This window comes from Burkholderia plantarii (assembly GCF_001411805.1).
GTDB classification, from domain to species: Bacteria; Pseudomonadota; Gammaproteobacteria; order Burkholderiales; family Burkholderiaceae; genus Burkholderia; species Burkholderia plantarii.
In genome coordinates, this window is the sequence record NZ_CP007212.1 from 3,450,108 (window position 1) to 3,466,955 (window position 16,848).

Below are 16,848 nucleotides of genomic sequence, written 5' to 3' on the forward strand. Positions count from 1 at the left end.
ATTCTAAACAACTCGGACAGGCCCGCAATCCTGTCATTAACCAGCCTTGCGGCCGGCACCGTTCTGACTGCATGCTCACAGATCTGCGTGGTGTGCGCGACGTGAGATCCGGCTCGCGGCACCGGCCCCCCCGTCATGCATGCGACCACGGAACCGCTACCGTGACGCGACGCTCGGATCGAGTATCCCATATTCCCGGCAAGCTCGAAGGCCTGTCGTCCGAGTCTGGCATATGGGCCGATTATGGGGCTTTTCAAGTATTGCTGCTTGGCACGCGCATGACGCTGGAAAGCCGGATAAACCCTGAAAATGGGTTCTTTACAACGACCCTCAAACCGCCGACAAATTCCCCTTGACACTCAAATAAAGAGCGCCAACAATCAAGCTGGCACTTTTTTCTTTTTGTCTTTCTTGACGACGGAAAATGGGCCGAGGTGAGCTTGTGAGGGGGGAACGGCTGCATTTGCCGGTCGTTTAGCTTTTCGAGCGTGCTCGTGGTAACGACTGAGTGACAGGGGAAGTAGGTATGGCAACTGGTATCGTCAAGTGGTTCAATGACGCGAAGGGCTTCGGCTTCATTACGCCCGATGAAGGCGGCGAAGATCTGTTTGCACATTTCTCGGCCATCAACATGCAGGGTTTCAAGACCCTGAAGGAAGGCCAGAAGGTGAGCTTCGAGGTCGTCCAAGGCCCGAAGGGCAAGCAGGCTTCGAATATCCAGGCAGCCTGAACGCATTGGATTCTCGATAAAAACCCGGCTTCTAGCCGGGTTTTTTTTCGCCAGCCCCAAGCGGGCGGCCTCAGACAACCTTCAAGGTGCCCATCATGCCAAGATCCTCGTGTTCGAGGATGTGGCAGTGGAACATCCGCTCGCCGGCCTCGTGCTGGACCGTGGCGATCCGCACCGTCTCGCCCTTCCTGACGTTTACGGTGTCGCGCCACGCCCGGTAGGGCTCGGGCGTGCGTCGCCCGCGCAGTTCGCGCTCGACCACCTGGAACTGCGTGCCGTGCAGATGGAACGGGTGGTCCATGTCGGTGGTGTTCGTGATGCTCCACAGCTCGACGTCGCCGCGCCGGCTCGTCAACGTCGCGCGATGCGGCGACCAGGTCTGCCCGTTCACCATGAAACGCATGCCGGCCGGGCGCGTGCCCGGCGCCGAGGCCATCATCGCGTTCATGTCCATCGCCTCGCCGAACGTCACCGACTTGCGCGCCACCGGCTTGCCGAGCGGCGGCACCGCGCGCAGCACGGCCGGCACGGCGCGCGCCGGCGCCGGCGCGAAGCTCAGGTCCGCGAGTGGCAGCGGCGGATCGGGCGGCAACGACGAATCATCGTCATCGGACATTGCCATGGCCATCTTGCTGCGGTCGTAGGTGGCGGCGCGCAGCACGGCGCGCGAGGCGTGCCCGCCCGCGCGCACCAGCAGCTCGGCGCGCTCGCCCGGCGCGAGCAGCAGCGCCGTTACGCGGCGCGGCCGCTCGAACAGGCCGCCGTCGGTGCCGACCTGCTCGAAGGCGCGGCCGTCGTCGAACGACAGGTTCAGGAAGCGCGCGCTGCTGCCGTTCCAGACGCGCCAGCGCTCGTCGCCGGCCACCTCCAGATGCGGGCGGCGCGCGCCGTTGACGAGCGCGAACTGGCCTTCGCGGCCGTTCATCCAGTCCATCATGTCGTTCGGGGCGATCGTGCCGTCGGCGGCCAGCTTCAGGTCCGACACGAACAGCTGGCGCTCGGGCCAGCCGGCGAGCGGATCGTCAGCCGCGCGCACCACGATCGGCCCGGCCAGGCCGCGAAACACCTGCTCGGCCGTCATCATGTGCGGATGGGGGTGGTACCAGTAAGTGCCGGCGCTGCCCTCCGGCAACGTGAAGCGGTAGGTGCGCGACGCGCCGGGCTCGATCAGCGCGAGCGGGTTGCCGTCCTGGTCGGGCGGCACCGGCAGGCCATGCCAGTGAATCGTGGTCGGCTGCGGCAGATGATTGACGACGCGGATCTCGACGGCGTCGCCCTCGTGCAGCTCGATCAGCGGGCCGACGGCGGAACCCGTCACCGCCTCGCCGTAGAGCCACATGGTGGTGGGCGCGGCGCCGGGCAGCAGCTGCCGCGCGACCGGCTGCGCGACGAGCGTCGCGCGGAATTGCCCCGGTGTCGTGCTTTCGTTGGCGAGCACGCGCAGCGGCGCGAGCGGCGCGCCGGCGGGCAGCGCGTCGGCGGCTGCGAGTGTGCCGTCACCGGCCGCCGTGGCCGAAGCCGCCGGCGCCGCCTGCATGCCGTCCATGCCCGCCATGCCGCGCATCGGCGCCATGCCATGCGACGCATCCGCCGCCGGCGTCTTCGCGAGCGCGCCGCGCACGAATGCGAGCGAAGCCGCCGCACCGAGCGCGCGGCGGAGAAATTGCCTGCGTATCATCGATCGAGTCCCGTGTCAGAGAAGCAATGACGATACACCGGCGCGCACGCCGCGGCAGCGGCAAAGCGCGCAGTTTCGCGTCAGACCGCGAGCTTGCGGAACGTCTCGAGCACCGCCTCGCCGCGGAACGGCTTGACGATCCAGCCGCGCACGCCGGCCGCCTTGCCGCGCTCCTTCATCGCCGGGCTGCTTTCCGTGGTCAGCATCACGACGTTGACCGACGCATTGCCGAGTTCGCTGCGGATCTTCTCGACCATCGTCAGGCCGTCCATGTTCGGCATGTTCACGTCGCTGACCACCAGGCGGATGCCCGGGCTCGATTTCAGCTTCGCCAGGCCGTCCTTGCCGTCCACCGCCGTTTCCACCTCGAGCCCGTTCTTGCGCAGGAAACCCGCCACTTCGTCGCGTACCGTGCTCGAATCGTCCACTACCAGAATCTTTGCCATGTTCGTTGTCTTCCGTCTGTTGCTTAAAACCAGTCGAGCTCGCCCGCGTCGACCATCTCGCCGACCGCCTGCGCATGATCGTCGAACGACTCCGGCGACCATTGCAGGCTGAACACGAAACGCTGGTGCAGCGTGACGGTGCGGCCCGACTTGTCGTCGGTCACCCGATACTTGAAACACAGTTGCGGGTTCTCGGACCCGAACGAGATGTACTTGTGCTTGTGGTTCACGAGCAGCGGCACCTGCACCGAGCTCGAGGCCGGCACGCCGCCGCTGCCGAGGAAGCGATCCTTGAACGCGCCCCAGACCAGGTTCGTCAGCTCGCCGAGCACGCCGTTCAGGTCGCGGAAGTCCGGCGCCTTGTCGTCCGGGTGCATCGCCGCGACGAAGTCGAGCATCGGCTGCTCGTCGGTCTGCATCATCATGTAGCCGCGGCACCACGCGCTTTCCAGCGCGATCAGGCTGAACACCTCGCCGAAGATGATCTGGTCGCGCACGATGCACGGCGTTTCGCATTCGATCGTCATGCCGCGGAAGATCGTGGCGAGGCGCGCCTCGGTGATCTCCTCGATGCCGCGCACCAGCGCGTTCGGGTAGGCGAGGCTGAACAGATATTCGTCGACGGCGCGGCGCAGCGGCTCGAGATCGGGCAGCGCGTAGCTCGCGCAGGCCACGCGCTTGAGCGCTTCGGGCAGGCCTTCGTCGCCGCTGCCGTCGGGACGGCGCACGATGATCGGCAGTTCGGGGCGCAGCGCGTCGATCTGCGCGGCCACCGCGGCGGCCTCGTCGGCCGAACCGCCGTAGTCGAACGAGAGCAGCACCGCGCCGAGGTCGATGTTCGAGCGCAGCACCTTCAGCAGCCGGTTGCGACGCGCCTTGAGCCCGACCAGATTGTGCTCGTCGCAGAACCGGCGGATCGCATCGAGATGGGTCTCGCTGTCGTCGAGCACCAGCACCTTGCTGACGGGCGTATCGTGTGTCGTCATTCCTTCTCCTGCCGAGGGTTCGTTCGGTTCTTCCATCAAAACATTTCGAGCTCGCCCGCGCCCGAATCGACGTCGAGCGTCTCGGCCACGAAGTCGACGTGCGCGTTCGCGCAGACGCAGAGCGTCGCGCCCAGCCGCACCGAGCCGCCCACCATCAGGTCATACGCGGCCACGTGGTCGGGCTTCAGCTCGATCAGATGCGCGGCGCTCGCGCCGTTCAGGCCATACGGCGTCGACATCCCGAGATCGGGGAAATGCCCGACGAGCGCCTGGTTGATCGCGCCGCAGCAGAGGTTCGCGACTTCCATGAACGCCTCGCGCAGCGGCCGCCGCCCGGTCGCGCCGTCGCTGCCGATGTAACAGGCGCGCGTCGCCTCGTCGTCGCGGTAGTGCAGCAGCAGGAGCAGGCGAAAGCGCAGCGACGAGATGGTCAGCACGATCACCTCGACGCCGCGCGACACGTCCGGCGCCGCGCGCGGCGTGATCTCGCAGACGCCGTCGGTCGCGAGCCGCGCCCGCGCCGCGCCGAAGAAGATCCGCTCGAAGCTCTCGCGCGCGTTCGCGCCGATCACGATTCGCTCCGTTCGAGCCGGTCGCGCAGCTGCGTCGCCAGCAGGTCGACGTTGCCGAGCGAGGCGGTGATCATCTTGCCGCCCGCCTGGATGTCCTGGAACGTGGCGGTGGTCACGAGGTCGTTGCGGTTCAGGCTGTCCTGGTAGCTCTTGGAAAGCTCCTGCGAACGCGAGGCGAGCGAACGCACCTCGCTCGCCACGATCGAGAAGCCGCGCCCCGCCGTGCCGGCGCGCGCGGCCTCGATCGAGGCATTCAGCGAGACGATCAGCACGTGCGCGACGATCGACGAGAGCTCGTGATTCTTCGCGTGCATGTCCTGGTTCTGCGTCATCAGCGAGCTCATCTGCTCGTGCCAGCGCTCGAACGTGCCGGTCAGGCCGCGCAGCCGCGCCGACTCGGTGGCGATCCGCCCGGCCAGCGCACGCGCGGCGTCACGCTCGTCCTCGGCCTTCGCGAGCGACTCGCGCACCGCTGCGATCTGCGCGGCGGCGTCCTCTAGCGACTCGTTGAGCGACTGCTCGCGCGCGGCCGCCTGCTCCGCGTCCTCGACGCGGCGCGCCGCCCAGTCGGCTTCCGCCGCCGCCGCGCGCGCGCCGGCCGCGTCCTGCTCGGCCTCGAGCCGGCCCACTTCGGCCTGCGCGCGCGTCGCGCGCAGGTACATCACGCAGCCGAATCCGACGGCCGCGATCGCGACCACCACCAGTCCTGCTACCCAGATTCCACCCATCATCGTGTTACGCCCGATCGATCGCCTGGTCGTCGCGCGCCGCTTCGTCGGCGTTCGCGACCTCGATGCCGACGCTGTCGACGGCGTAGTTGTCCGGCAGGCTGACGATGGTCTGGAAGCGCCGGAACGCGGCGCCCTGACGATCGTCCGTGAAGCGCAGCGAGATGCTGCCGCCGGCGCGCACCACGAAGCTGCGCACCGCGTCCATGCCGACGCCGCGGCCCGACACGTCGGTGACGGCGCTGGCGGTCGAGAAGCCGGGGCGGAAGATCAGCGCGGCGACGGCATCGTCGTCGTTCGCCAGGGCCGCGTCGTCGAGCCAGCCGCGTTCGCCGGCGATCGAGCGGATCCGCGCCAGCGCGAGGCCGCGACCGTCGTCGCTGACGGTGATCTGCAGCATGCCGGCGTCGACGCCGACCTCGATGTCGATCGTGCCTTCGTCGGCCTTGCCCGAGGCGCGCCGCGCCTCGGGCGCTTCGATGCCGTGGTCGAGCGCGTTGCGCAGCAGGTGCATGAAGACGTCCTTGATCACCGTCGCCGCTTCGCTGCGCACGCGATAACCGTTGTCGTCGATGCGCACCACCGGTGCCGCCTTGCCGAGATCGGCGGCCAGCGCCGGCAGCGATTCGGTCACGCCGGCGATCATGCCGCCGAGCGTTTCGGTGCCGAGCAGGCGCAGCGTGTCGCGCACCGAATCGCGCATCGTCAGCCAGTTGTGCGGGTCCGACGGATCGGCCGAATCGAGCAGGCGCAGGCTTTCATGGATCCGCGCGCGCTCCACCACCAGATAGCGATCCGGCTCGGCGCCGGTGGCCGGGCCGCGACGGTTCAGGCTCACGTTGTTGATGGTCGCGTAATGATCGAGCGCCTCGCGCACGCGCGCCAGGTCGCTCATCAGCTCGTGCTGGTCCCACTCGCGCGCCGCGTCCGCGCTGCGCAGCTCGTCGTAGACCTGCTCGGCCTCGTGGACGATGTTGGTCAGATGCTGGAGGCTGTAGGTACGCGCGTTGCCCTTGATGGTGTGCATGTTGCGGAACAGCTCGGCGAGCGCGGAACTGTCGGCGCGCTCGTGCTGGCGGATGATGCGCTCGTTCTCGTGCAGGAAGCCGGTGGCGCTCTCGACGAAGTCGTGGAACTTGTCCTGGCTGACCGCGAGAATCTCGCCGATCATCTCCAGGCGGCGGCGCTGCTCGTTGGCCTGGGCCGACAGCGCGCGCAGTTCGGTCACGTCACGCACGCAGAGCATCAGGCGCACGATGGTGCCGGTCTCGTCGGTGATCGCCGACCACGACAGGTCGAGGCGCTTCTCGGCGCCGTTCGGCATGCGCTTGCCGATCTCGTTGACGAGCAGGTGCTGGTTGAACTCGAAGTTGATGCCGTCCTCGCCGAGGCACGCGTCGATCGCCGCCTCGATCTGCGCGAGGCCATCCGAACCGACGTCCGAATCGGCGAACACGAGTTGCATGGCCGGCCGGCCGGCGATGTCGCCGGTCTCGAAGATGCGCTCGAGAAACGCCGAGTACTCGCGATGCACGGTGCCGCCCGGCACGATCGTCAGGATGCCCTGCTGCATGTTCTGCAGCATCGCCTGGATGTCGGCGGTGCGCTGCTTGAGTTGCGCGGCGTTGCGCTGGATGGTCTCGATCATGCCGTTGAACGCGACGATCGAGCGGCCGATTTCGTCCATCCGGCCCACCGGCACGCGGCGCGTGAAGTCCTGGCTCGACGCGATCTCGCTCATCATCTCCTGCATCCGGCCGAGCGGGCGCACGATCTGGCGATAGAGCATCAGGCCGACGCCGATCAGCACCACGATCACGATGCCCGCGACGATCGCGATCGTCATCGTGGTGGTGGCCAGCATGCCGTTCAGCGTGGCGATCGCCTCGTCCTTCTGGCGGTTCTTCTCGATGCGCAGCGTCTCGATGATGCCTTCGAGCTCGTCGCGGTACTGGGCGACGTTGGCGAACAGGTAGGCCTGCGCCAGTTCGTTCTTGCCCTCCGACTTCATCTTTGCCGTGTCGTGGATCGCGTCGAAGTAGTTGGTGAGGCTGTCGCGCGCCTGCGAGATCAGCCCGGTCTGTGCCTGGCCCGTCGCCGAGCGGCTCTGCACGTCGAGCGCCGCGCGCAGCGACGCTTCCTTGGTATTCAGTTCCGTGAGCGCCTGCGACGCCATGTTCGCGTCGGGGGCGTAGACGAGCGTCATCATCGCGATCTGAACGTCCTTCAGGTCGGCGACGAGATCGGAAGAAGCGAGTGCGCTCGGTACGACGCCCTGCGTCACCTGACGAACGCTTGCCGCGCTGCGCTGCGCCTGATAGACGGCGTAGCCGCCGATCGCTGCGAGCGCAACGAACATCAGTGCGACAAGCAACGTAATGCGATGTCGGATGGTCATGTGAATCCCCGTAGCAGCCATGTGTGTGAGTCCGGCCCGCCCGTCCGCTCGACTTTGAAAATCGGACGAATCGCCGGGCGGGCGCATTATGGCTACCGCCATATGACTTGAAGATGACCCCCCGGGAATCGAGCACGAAATGAAGGGTTTCGCCGCCGTTTCGCGAACGAAGCCTCAAGTTTCGAAAATCACCGCCGTTAACCGACCGCCGAATGGCGGCTCGATCGCGCCCTTTTTCATCCCGCCCGCTACCCCTGTCGTCGCCCCCTGCTCGCCCGCCGCCGAAGTCCGCTATTTTTCACGATACGGAACGCTGCCGCGTGTCGTAAAAAATCATGATGCGGAGCACCAAAGGACGTTTTCGCGATGTCGCAACACGTTCCGCCATTCGAAACATCGCTCACAAACCATTGTTTTTAATAGTTAATTTTTGTTTCGAGCAGCCGCTCTACGCGCTCGATCAGCGCGCGCCGCCCACGTAGACTGGTTTCCATGGATCGACGCAACGCGAGGGCCGCGATCCGCTGGCCCCCTCGCCCGCTATCGGCGCGGACGTCGACGAGCCGGTTCCCGCCGCGCGGCGGGAACGCATCGATTTCTTTCTTGAATGATGGACGGAGGCTGAAATGAAGGGATTTCGCTATGGATCGGACCAGGGGTCGTTCTACATCCTGCCGGGCAACGAAGGCTGGGAGGCGACGTTCGGCAATGAATCGCTGGGCGAGTTCAAGAGCCCGGAGCACGCGGTCGATCATCTCGCGCGCGGTGCGCACTGCGAGGCGCTCGACGAGGTCGACACGTCGACGCTCGAGATTCCCGGGCAGATCGACGATTGGGAAATCGTTCATGTGTAAACGGCGAACGGCGGGCGCGTGCCTCGTCACACGCGTCCGCCGTTCGCCGCCGCCGCGCGATCCTCGCGCGGACGGCTGCGCGGCGCGCGCGGTGTAGCTCACCGCGCGCGCCGCTCTGGTTTCGGTGCCTCGCTAGCGCCGCCGCGCGCTCGCGCGCCGGACCCCGGCCTCGGCACCGCCCGCGCGGCTTACGCCAGCGCGTCGATCACGCCATTGAGCGTCGCGCTCGGGCGCATCGCCTGGCTCGTCAGTGCGGCGTCCGGACGGTAGTAGCCGCCGATGTCGACCGGCTTGCCCTGCGCCGCACCGAGTTCCTCGACGATGCGGGCCTCGTTTTCCGCCAGCGTTTTCGCGACACCGGCGAACTGCGCGGCCAGCTCCGCGTCCTCGGTCTGCGCGGCCAGCGCCTGCGCCCAGAACAGGCTCAGGTAGAAGTGGCTGCCGCGGTTGTCGATGCCGCCCACCTTGCGTGCCGGCGAGCGGTTCTCGTCGAGGAACTTGCCGGTGGCCTGGTCGAGCGTCTTCGCGAGCACCAGCGCCTTCGGGTTGTGGTACGCGTTGCCGAGGTGCTCGAGCGAGGCGGCCAGCGCGAGGAATTCGCCGAGCGAATCCCAGCGCAGGAAGCCTTCCTCGTTGAACTGCTGGACGTGCTTCGGCGCCGAACCGCCCGCGCCGGTTTCGAACATGCCGCCACCGGCCATCAGCGGCACGATCGACAGCATCTTCGCGCTGGTGCCCAGTTCCATGATCGGGAACAGGTCGGTCAGGTAGTCGCGCAGCACGTTGCCGGTCACCGAGATCGTGTCCTTGCCGGCGCGGATGCGCTCGAGCGAGAAACGCGTCGCCTCGACGGGCGGCAGGATGCGGATATCGAGGCCGCTCGTGTCGTGATCCTTCAGGTACTGCTCGACCTTCTTGATGATCTGCGCGTCGTGAGCGCGCGCGGCGTCGAGCCAGAACACGGCCGGCGTGTTCGAGGCGCGCGCGCGGTTCACGGCCAGCTTGACCCAGTCCTGCACCGGCGCGTCCTTGGTCTGGCACATGCGCCAGATGTCACCCGACTTCACCGGCTGCTCGAGCAGCACGTTGCCGGCTTCGTCGGTCACGCTCACCACGCCGTCGGCGGTGATCTGGAACGTCTTGTCGTGCGAACCGTATTCCTCGGCCGCCTGCGCCATCAGGCCGACGTTCGGCACGCTGCCCATGGTGACCGGATCGAACGCGCCATGCTGCTTGCAGTCGTCGATCACGGCCTGGTAGACGCCCGCGTAGCAGCGGTCCGGAATCACGGCCTTGGCGTCGTGCAGCTTGCCGTCCGCGCCCCACATGCCGCCCGAATCGCGGATCATGGCCGGCATCGAGGCGTCGACGATCACGTCGCTCGGCACGTGCAGGTTCGTGATGCCCTTGTCCGAATTGACCATCGCGAGGTGCGGGCGCTTTTCGTACTGGGCCTTGATGTCGGCTTCGATCTCGGCGCGCGTTTCGGCCGGCACGTCCTTCAGGCGCGCGTACAGGTCGCCGATGCCGTTGTTCGGGTTGAAGCCGATCTTGACGAGCGTCTCGGCGTGCTTGGTCAGCACGTCCTCGTAGAACACCGACACGAACTGGCCGAACAGGATCGGATCGGAGACCTTCATCATGGTCGCCTTCAGGTGGACCGAGAACAGCACGTCCTTGGCCTTCGCGTCGGCGATCTGCGCTTCGATGAAGCTGCGCAGCGCGGTGCGGCTCATCACCGAGGCGTCGATGATTTCGCCGGCCTTGACCGCGGTCTTTTCCTTCAGCACCTTCTTGGTGCCGTCGGCCGTGGTCAGCTCGATCCTGACGCTGCCGGCCGCGCCGATCAGCGCCGACTTCTCGCTGCCGTAGAAGTCGCCGTCGCTCATGTGCGCGACGTGCGACTTCGAATCGGCGGTCCAGGCGCCCATCTTGTGCGGGTGCTTGCGGGCGTAGCTCTTGACCGACAGCGGCGCGCGGCGGTCCGAGTTGCCTTCGCGCAGCACCGGGTTCACGGCGCTGCCCTTGATCTTGTCGTAACGGGCCCTGGCGTCCTTCTCGGCGTCGCTGGTCGCTTCGTCGGGATAGTTCGGCAGCTTGTAGCCCTGCGCCTGCAGTTCGGCGATCGCGGCCTTCAGCTGCGGCACCGAGGCGCTGATGTTCGGCAGCTTGATGATGTTCGCCTCGGGGCGCAGCGTCAGCTGGCCGAGCTCGGCGAGATCGTCGCTGATCTTCTGCTCGGGCGTGAGCGCCTCGGGGAACGCGGCGATGATGCGGCCGGCCAGCGAGATGTCGCGGGTTTCGACGGCCACGCCCGACGAGCGGGTGAAGGCCTTGACGATCGGCAGCAGCGAATAGGTCGCCAGCGCCGGAGCTTCGTCGGTGAGGGTGTAGATGATCTTGGACGAGGTGGACATGGTTGATGCGTTGCTACGAGAAAATTGACAGAAGATCGCTGACAGCGAACCCAACGGGCCGCGATCGAACCGACCGAGAAGAAGCGCCGACCAACCTCAGTGCTCACCCCGGCGGCATCGGCCTGGCGCCGGGGTGGCCGGAACGGATCCGGCACTACCGCATCGTGCCTACATGTTCTCGATCAGCACGTTGCCGAAACCCGAGCACGACACCTGCGTCGCGCCCTCCATCAGCCGCGCGAAGTCATACGTCACGCGCTTCTGCTGGATCGACTTCTCCATCGACGAGATGATCAGGTCGGCCGCCTCGGTCCAGCCGAGGTGGCGCAGCATCATCTCCGCAGACAGGATTTCCGAGCCGGGGTTCACGTAATCCTTGCCCGCGTACTTCGGCGCCGTGCCGTGGGTCGCCTCGAACATCGCGACCGAATCGGACTGGTTGGCGCCCGGCGCGATGCCGATCCCGCCGACCTGCGCGGCGAGCGCATCGGAAAGATAGTCGCCGTTCAGGTTCAGCGTGGCGATCACGTCGTATTCTGCCGGGCGCAGCAGGATCTGCTGCATGAAAGCATCGGCGATCGCGTCCTTGATGACGATCTCGCCGCCCGTCTTCGGATTCTTCAAGCGCATCCACGGGCCGCCGTCGATCAACTCGGCGCCGAATTCCTTCTGCGCGAGCGCGTAGCCGTAATCACGGAACGCGCCCTCGGTGTACTTCATGATGTTGCCCTTGTGGACCAGCGTCACCGACTTGCGCTCGTGGTCGAGCGCGTACTGGATCGCCTTGCGCACCAGGCGCTCGGTGCCCTCGCGCGACACCGGCTTGACGCCGAGCGCCGAGCTGTCGGGGAAGCGGATCGACTTCACGCCCATCTCCTCCTGCAGGAAACGGATCACCTTCTTCGCCTGCTCGGAGCCGGCCGGCCACTCGATGCCGGCATAGATGTCTTCCGAGTTCTCGCGGAAGATCACCATGTCGGTCTTCTCCGGCGCACGCACCGGCGAGGGCACGCCCTTGAAATAGCGCACCGGGCGCAGGCAGACGTAGAGGTCGAGCTCCTGGCGCAGCGTCACGTTCAGCGAACGGCGCCCGCCGCCGACCGGCGTGGTCAGCGGCCCCTTGATCGAGACCACGTACTCCTTCACGGCCTGCAGCGTCTCCTCGGGCAGCCAGACATCGTCGCCGTAGATCCGCGTCGCCTTCTCGCCGGCGTAGATCTCCATCCAGTGGATCCGGCGGCGGCCGCCGTAGGCCTTCTCGACCGCGGCGTTCACGACTTTCAGCATCACCGGCGTGATGTCGGCACCCGAGCCGTCACCCTCGATGTACGGGATGATCGGCTGGTCCGACACGTTGAGCGAAAAGTCCTCGTTGACGGTGATCTTGTCACCGCCGTCCGGCACGACGATGTGCTGATACGGCATGGTCGACTCCAGTGATATGGCTGGGCTGATTGGAAAGCGGGTTGTTTGCCTGGCTGATGCACAGAAACGTTGCCGCTATTCTAGCGCCCGGACCGGCCGTGCCGCCGCGAAGCCGCCGCCCGTCACCAAGTCTTATATAAGACAAAAGACCTGCCGTTCCGTATTATGCATTAAGATTCCGCCATTTGCCATACGACGCGGCGCGAGCCGCGCAGCCCGCCCGATGCCCCTCCTCGCCCTCAACAAGCCGTTCGGCACGATCTGCCAGTTCTCGCCGCACGAAACCCGGCCGTCGCTCGGCGACTGGGTGCGCACCCCGGGCGTCTATCCGGCCGGCAGGCTCGATGCGGACAGCGAGGGCCTGCTGCTGCTGACCGACGACGGCGCGCTGCAGGCGCGCATCGCCGAGCCGCGCCACAAGCTCGTCAAGCGCTACTGGGCGCAGGTCGAGGGCGCGCCCGACGCGGCCGCGCTGAAGGCGCTCGCGCGCGGCGTCGATCTCGGCGATTACGTCACGCGCCCGTGCCACGCGTCGTTCGTCGAGCCGCCCGCCGCGCTGTGGCCGCGCACACCGCCGGTGCGCTTTCGCGCGGCGATCCCGACCACCTGGATCGAACTCGCGATCAGTGAAGGCAAGAACCGCCAGGTGCGCCGGATGACGGCCGCGGTCGGTTTCCCGACGCTGCGGCTGGTGCGGGTCGGCGTCGGCGCGCTCGACCTGTTCGCGCTCGGCCTCGCGCCCGGCGAGACCGTCGAACTGCCGCCGCGCGCGCCCTGGGAAGGTTTTGCGCCGGTCGAATGAAAGTTTCGTGACTCGCGTCAACCAATCCTCCCGACCGTCCGTTATTTCACGCAGATGCCGACCGAAGCTATCCGGCATTGGCGCCAAGCCGCGAAACCCGCGTCGTCCGCGACGCACGAATCGCAGCCGCGTGTCCGCAGCGCCAAGGAATTTTTTTTCTTGCCGCGTCTGTCAACCGAAAGGTGGATGGCCTCGTTAGACGAACTGACTCCTATGCCGGGTCATTTGGTTAATTAACTAAAGCTGAGGAAACACAAGATGAACAAACTGATCGCCGCTCTGGTCGCTGGCCTGTTCGCAACGGCTGCATTCGCACAAGCTTCGGCACCGGCTGCCGCTCCGGAAGCCGCTTCGGCACCGGCGAAGAAGGCAACGCACAAGAAGCACGCAACGAAGAAGCACGCAAAGAAGAAGGCCGCTGCCAGCGACGCAGCAGCACCGGCAGCTGCTTCGAACTAAGTAAGCAGGCCGTAAGCAGCGCAGGGAGCCCGTAGTCCGGTTCCCGCGCCGTTGAAGGGCAGATCACCGCGAGGCGATCTGCCTTTTCTTTTTGCACCGTCACCCTGCCGTCATGCCATTGCTGCACCGGAGCGCGCGCATCGCGTACCATGCAGCCCTCGATTACCCGATCAGGAGCCTCGTCGTGCGACTCTCCCCGCGCCCCATGCTCGCCCGCCTCGTGCGGACCGCCGTGTTCCCCGTCGCGCTCGCGCTTGCCGCGGGCGGCATCGCGCCCGCCGTCGCGCAGTCGAACGGCATCCCGCCGGGTGCCAAGCAGCCGAGCGAGTTCCCGCGCACCAAGCTGCGCGTGGGCATGTACGTGATCGACGCGGCGATCGCCGCCAACGACGCGGACCGCGAGCAGGGACTCATGTACCGCAGCCAGCTCGCCCCGAACGAAGGGATGCTGTTCGCGTTCGGCGAGAACGCCGTGCATTGCTTCTGGATGAAGAACACGCTGATCCCGCTGTCGATCGCGTTCATGCGCGCCGACGGCACGATCACCGACATCGACGAAATGCGCGCCGAGACCACCGACAATCATTGCCCGCGCAACAATGGCGTCTATGCGCTCGAAATGAGCAAGGGCTGGTTCGACGCGAAGGGAATCAAGCCCGGCATGAAGATCGACGGGCTGCCGGCGCCGCAATAAGGCTCGACCAAGGCGCGACGCGACGGGGCACCGGGCCGGCGGGATTGCCGGCAGGTGCAACCTCGCGCCAGCCGCGCAGGCGCCGCCGCACGATTCCCGCCGCCGGCCGTGATCCAGCGCTAATTGTATACAGTGCGCGGCCGGCCGGGCCGGCCGGGACGGTGCCAGCGTCGCGCATCGCGGCCACCCGCGAGGGTTTGCGGCCCGCCCCCAGGCGCTGCCGAGCCGCCTCCCGAGCCTTGCCGGCTGAATCGGCGCGGCCGCCCCCACCCCGCCGCCCGCCGCCCGAACGCCCCTGCCGCGCCACCGGTTGATTCGCCGCCCGGCGCCCCCACCTGCAAAAGCAACCTGTACAGGCTATGCTTGAAATCTCGAAAATGCAGTAGCGGACCGGTCATGTCGGCCGGTTCGATTCGTTCAGGAACCACAGGAGGTTCACGTGCCCCGCAAAACCCCCATCGAGCGCTATAGAAATATCGGGATCAGCGCTCACATCGACGCCGGCAAGACCACGACGACCGAGCGCATCCTGTTCTACACCGGCGTGAGCCACAAGATCGGCGAAGTGCATGACGGTGCGGCCACGATGGACTGGATGGAGCAGGAGCAGGAGCGCGGCATCACGATCACGTCGGCCGCGACGACCGCGTTCTGGAAAGGCATGGCCGGTAACTATCCGGAGCATCGGATCAACATCATCGACACCCCCGGGCACGTCGACTTCACGATCGAGGTGGAACGCTCGATGCGCGTGCTCGACGGCGCCTGCATGGTGTACGACTCGGTGGGCGGCGTGCAGCCGCAGTCCGAGACGGTCTGGCGCCAGGCCAACAAGTACAAGGTGCCGCGCATCGCGTTCGTCAACAAGATGGACCGCATCGGCGCGGACTTCTTCCGCGTGCAGAAGCAGATCGGCGACCGCCTGAAGGGCGTGGCCGTGCCGATCCAGATCCCGATCGGCGCGGAGGATCATTTCCAGGGCGTGGTCGATCTCGTCAAGATGAAGGCGATCCTCTGGGACGACGAAAGCCAGGGCGTGAAGTTCAGCTATGAAGAGATCCCGGCAAACCTCGTCGAGCTCGCGCACGAGTGGCGCGAGAAGATGGTGGAAGCGGCCGCGGAATCGAGCGAGGAGCTGCTCGACAAGTACCTGACCGACCACGCCTCGCTGACCGAGGACGAGATCAAGGCGGCGCTGCGCCAGCGCACCATCGCCAACGAGATCGTGCCGATGCTGTGCGGCAGCGCGTTCAAGAACAAGGGCGTGCAGGCGATGCTCGACGCCGTGATCGACTACCTGCCGTCGCCCGTCGACGTGCCGGCGATCCTTGGCCACGACTACCAGGACCCGGAAAAGCAGGCCGAGCGCCATCCGAGCGACGAAGAGCCGTTCTCGGCGCTCGCGTTCAAGATCATGACCGACCCGTTCGTCGGCCAGCTGATCTTCTTCCGCGTCTATTCGGGCGTGGTGGAATCGGGCGACACGCTGCTCAACGCGACCAAGGACAAGAAGGAGCGCCTCGGCCGGATCCTGCAGATGCACGCCAACGAGCGCAAGGAAATCAAGGAGGTGCGCGCGGGCGACATCGCCGCGGCGGTCGGCCTCAAGGACGCCACCACCGGCGACACGCTGTGCGCGGTCAACGCGCCGATCATCCTCGAGCGCATGGAGTTTCCGGAGCCGGTGATCTCGCAGGCCGTCGAGCCGAAGACCAAGGCCGACCAGGAGAAGATGGGCCTGGCGCTGAACCGTCTCGCGCAGGAAGACCCGTCGTTCCGCGTGCAGACCGACGAGGAATCGGGCCAGACGATCATCTCCGGGATGGGCGAGCTGCACCTCGAGATCCTGGTCGACCGCATGAAGCGCGAGTTCGGCGTGGAGGCCACGGTCGGCAAGCCGCAGGTGGCGTACCGCGAGACCATCCGCACCACGGCCAAGGACGTCGAGGGCAAGTTCGTCAAGCAGTCCGGCGGGCGCGGCCAGTACGGCCACGCGGTCGTCACGCTGGAGCCGAACCCGGGCAAGGGCTACGAGTTCCTCGACGAGATCAAGGGCGGCGTGATTCCGCGCGAGTACATCCCGGCCGTCGACAAGGGCATCCAGGACACGCTCAAGAGCGGCGTGCTGGCCGGCTACCCGATCGTCGACGTGAAGGTCCACCTGACGTTCGGCTCGTACCACGACGTCGATTCGAACGAAAACGCGTTCCGGATGGCCGGCTCGATGGCGTTCAAGGAAGCGATGCGCCGCGCCAAGCCGGTGCTGCTCGAACCGATGATGGCGGTGGAAGTCGAGACGCCCGAGGACTTCATGGGCAACGTGATGGGCGACCTGTCGAGCCGGCGCGGCATCGTGCAGGGCATGGACGACATCGCCGGCGGCGGCGGCAAGGTGGTGCGCGCCGAGGTGCCGCTCTCGGAGATGTTCGGCTACTCGACCTCGCTGCGCTCGGCCACGCAGGGCCGCGCGACCTACACGATGGAGTTCAAGCACTACGCGGAAACGCCGGCCAACGTGTCGGAAGCGGTGATCAGCGCGAAGGGGCGCTGAAACCGGTGAGCGGGCGCGCCTCGTTGCGATGAGGCGCGCCTGACGGAAAGCCCGTCCGGAGTTCGCTCCAGGCGGGCTTTTTCATGGCGCGGAGAATCGCGCGTCGAT

Annotated in this window: 15 protein-coding genes; 7 read left to right on the plus strand and 8 right to left on the minus strand. The window is 66.6% G+C overall.

What is annotated here, in order from left to right:
* Positions 1–161 precede the first annotated feature (161 nt).
* On the plus strand, positions 162–356 hold the full coding sequence (locus bpln_RS37370; RefSeq protein ID WP_141755323.1) for a hypothetical protein: 195 nt from the start codon (positions 162–164) through the stop codon (positions 354–356).
* 170 nt (positions 357–526) lie between these two features.
* Positions 527–730 carry a cold-shock protein gene (locus bpln_RS14775; protein ID WP_004196460.1) on the plus strand — a complete coding sequence of 68 codons (204 nt, stop codon included), beginning with the start codon at positions 527–529 and terminating at the stop codon, positions 728–730.
* Between the two features lie 70 nt (positions 731–800).
* Here bpln_RS14775 and bpln_RS14780 read toward each other — a convergent pair whose 3' ends face one another.
* The 6 genes from bpln_RS14780 to bpln_RS14805 form a co-directional block, all read right to left on the minus strand.
* Positions 801–2,408 carry a multicopper oxidase family protein gene (locus bpln_RS14780; protein WP_042625808.1) on the minus strand — a complete coding sequence of 536 codons (1,608 nt, stop codon included), beginning with the start codon at positions 2,406–2,408 and terminating at the stop codon, positions 801–803.
* A gap of 80 nt (positions 2,409–2,488) precedes the next feature.
* On the minus strand, positions 2,489–2,854 hold the full coding sequence (locus bpln_RS14785) for a response regulator (protein ID WP_042625809.1): 366 nt from the start codon (positions 2,852–2,854) through the stop codon (positions 2,489–2,491).
* Between the two features lie 23 nt (positions 2,855–2,877).
* Complete coding sequence (locus bpln_RS14790) at positions 2,878–3,840, minus strand: chemotaxis protein CheX (RefSeq protein WP_042625810.1); 963 nt, start codon at positions 3,838–3,840, stop codon at positions 2,878–2,880.
* Between the two features lie 35 nt (positions 3,841–3,875).
* Complete coding sequence (locus bpln_RS14795; protein ID WP_055139162.1) at positions 3,876–4,412, minus strand: hypothetical protein; 537 nt, start codon at positions 4,410–4,412, stop codon at positions 3,876–3,878.
* Positions 4,409–5,143 carry a methyl-accepting chemotaxis protein gene (locus bpln_RS14800; RefSeq protein WP_055139163.1) on the minus strand — a complete coding sequence of 245 codons (735 nt, stop codon included), beginning with the start codon at positions 5,141–5,143 and terminating at the stop codon, positions 4,409–4,411. The genes bpln_RS14795 and bpln_RS14800 overlap by 4 nt, the downstream gene beginning before the upstream one ends.
* Before the next feature lie 4 nt (positions 5,144–5,147).
* On the minus strand, positions 5,148–7,538 hold the full coding sequence (locus bpln_RS14805) for an ATP-binding protein (RefSeq protein ID WP_042625813.1): 2,391 nt from the start codon (positions 7,536–7,538) through the stop codon (positions 5,148–5,150).
* A 626-nt stretch (positions 7,539–8,164) separates the two neighbouring features.
* Here bpln_RS14805 and bpln_RS14810 point away from each other — a divergent pair.
* On the plus strand, positions 8,165–8,392 hold the full coding sequence (locus bpln_RS14810; protein ID WP_042625814.1) for a hypothetical protein: 228 nt from the start codon (positions 8,165–8,167) through the stop codon (positions 8,390–8,392).
* A gap of 188 nt (positions 8,393–8,580) precedes the next feature.
* On the opposite strand, the gene bpln_RS14815 is transcribed toward bpln_RS14810, so the two are convergent.
* Both bpln_RS14815 and icd read right to left on the minus strand, forming a co-directional pair.
* Positions 8,581–10,809 (minus strand): NADP-dependent isocitrate dehydrogenase, encoded by a 2,229-nt coding sequence (locus bpln_RS14815; RefSeq protein ID WP_042625815.1) that lies wholly within the window; start codon positions 10,807–10,809, stop codon positions 8,581–8,583.
* Between the two features lie 168 nt (positions 10,810–10,977).
* Positions 10,978–12,234 carry an NADP-dependent isocitrate dehydrogenase gene (gene icd, locus bpln_RS14820; RefSeq protein WP_042625816.1) on the minus strand — a complete coding sequence of 419 codons (1,257 nt, stop codon included), beginning with the start codon at positions 12,232–12,234 and terminating at the stop codon, positions 10,978–10,980.
* Positions 12,235–12,457: 223 nt separating this feature from the next.
* Here icd and bpln_RS14825 point away from each other — a divergent pair, with 223 nt between their 5' ends.
* The 4 genes from bpln_RS14825 to fusA all read left to right on the plus strand — a co-directional run bounded on the left by bpln_RS14825 (position 12,458) and on the right by fusA (position 16,740).
* Positions 12,458–13,036, plus strand: a complete 579-nt coding sequence (locus bpln_RS14825) for a pseudouridine synthase (protein WP_042625817.1) — start codon at positions 12,458–12,460, stop codon at positions 13,034–13,036.
* Between the two features lie 258 nt (positions 13,037–13,294).
* A complete protein-coding gene (locus tag bpln_RS34045; RefSeq protein ID WP_080937235.1) occupies positions 13,295–13,495 on the plus strand; it encodes a hypothetical protein in 201 nt (66 codons plus the stop codon).
* 184 nt (positions 13,496–13,679) lie between these two features.
* Positions 13,680–14,189: a DUF192 domain-containing protein gene (locus tag bpln_RS14830; protein ID WP_042626733.1), complete on the plus strand. Its 510-nt coding sequence runs from the start codon at positions 13,680–13,682 to the stop codon at positions 14,187–14,189.
* A 439-nt stretch (positions 14,190–14,628) separates the two neighbouring features.
* The gene (gene fusA / locus bpln_RS14835; protein WP_042625818.1) at positions 14,629–16,740 is read left to right on the plus strand and encodes an elongation factor G; all 2,112 of its coding nucleotides are present in this window, start codon (positions 14,629–14,631) and stop codon (positions 16,738–16,740) included.
* Positions 16,741–16,848 lie beyond the last annotated feature (108 nt).

Coding starts and splice junctions, on each gene's coding strand:
- bpln_RS14825 (WP_042625817.1), top strand. CDS start 12,458: ATGCCCCTCCTCGCCCTCAACAAGCCGTTCGGCACGATCTGCCAGTTC.
- bpln_RS14775 (WP_004196460.1), top strand. CDS start 527: ATGGCAACTGGTATCGTCAAGTGGTTCAATGACGCGAAGGGCTTCGGC.
- bpln_RS34045 (WP_080937235.1), top strand. CDS start 13,295: ATGAACAAACTGATCGCCGCTCTGGTCGCTGGCCTGTTCGCAACGGCT.
- bpln_RS14800 (WP_055139163.1), bottom strand. CDS start 5,143: ATGATGGGTGGAATCTGGGTAGCAGGACTGGTGGTGGTCGCGATCGCG.
- bpln_RS14785 (WP_042625809.1), bottom strand. CDS start 2,854: ATGGCAAAGATTCTGGTAGTGGACGATTCGAGCACGGTACGCGACGAA.
- bpln_RS14790 (WP_042625810.1), bottom strand. CDS start 3,840: ATGACGACACACGATACGCCCGTCAGCAAGGTGCTGGTGCTCGACGAC.
- bpln_RS14810 (WP_042625814.1), top strand. CDS start 8,165: ATGAAGGGATTTCGCTATGGATCGGACCAGGGGTCGTTCTACATCCTG.
- bpln_RS14815 (WP_042625815.1), bottom strand. CDS start 10,809: ATGTCCACCTCGTCCAAGATCATCTACACCCTCACCGACGAAGCTCCG.
- icd (WP_042625816.1), bottom strand. CDS start 12,234: ATGCCGTATCAGCACATCGTCGTGCCGGACGGCGGTGACAAGATCACC.
- bpln_RS14780 (WP_042625808.1), bottom strand. CDS start 2,408: ATGATACGCAGGCAATTTCTCCGCCGCGCGCTCGGTGCGGCGGCTTCG.
- bpln_RS14805 (WP_042625813.1), bottom strand. CDS start 7,538: ATGACCATCCGACATCGCATTACGTTGCTTGTCGCACTGATGTTCGTT.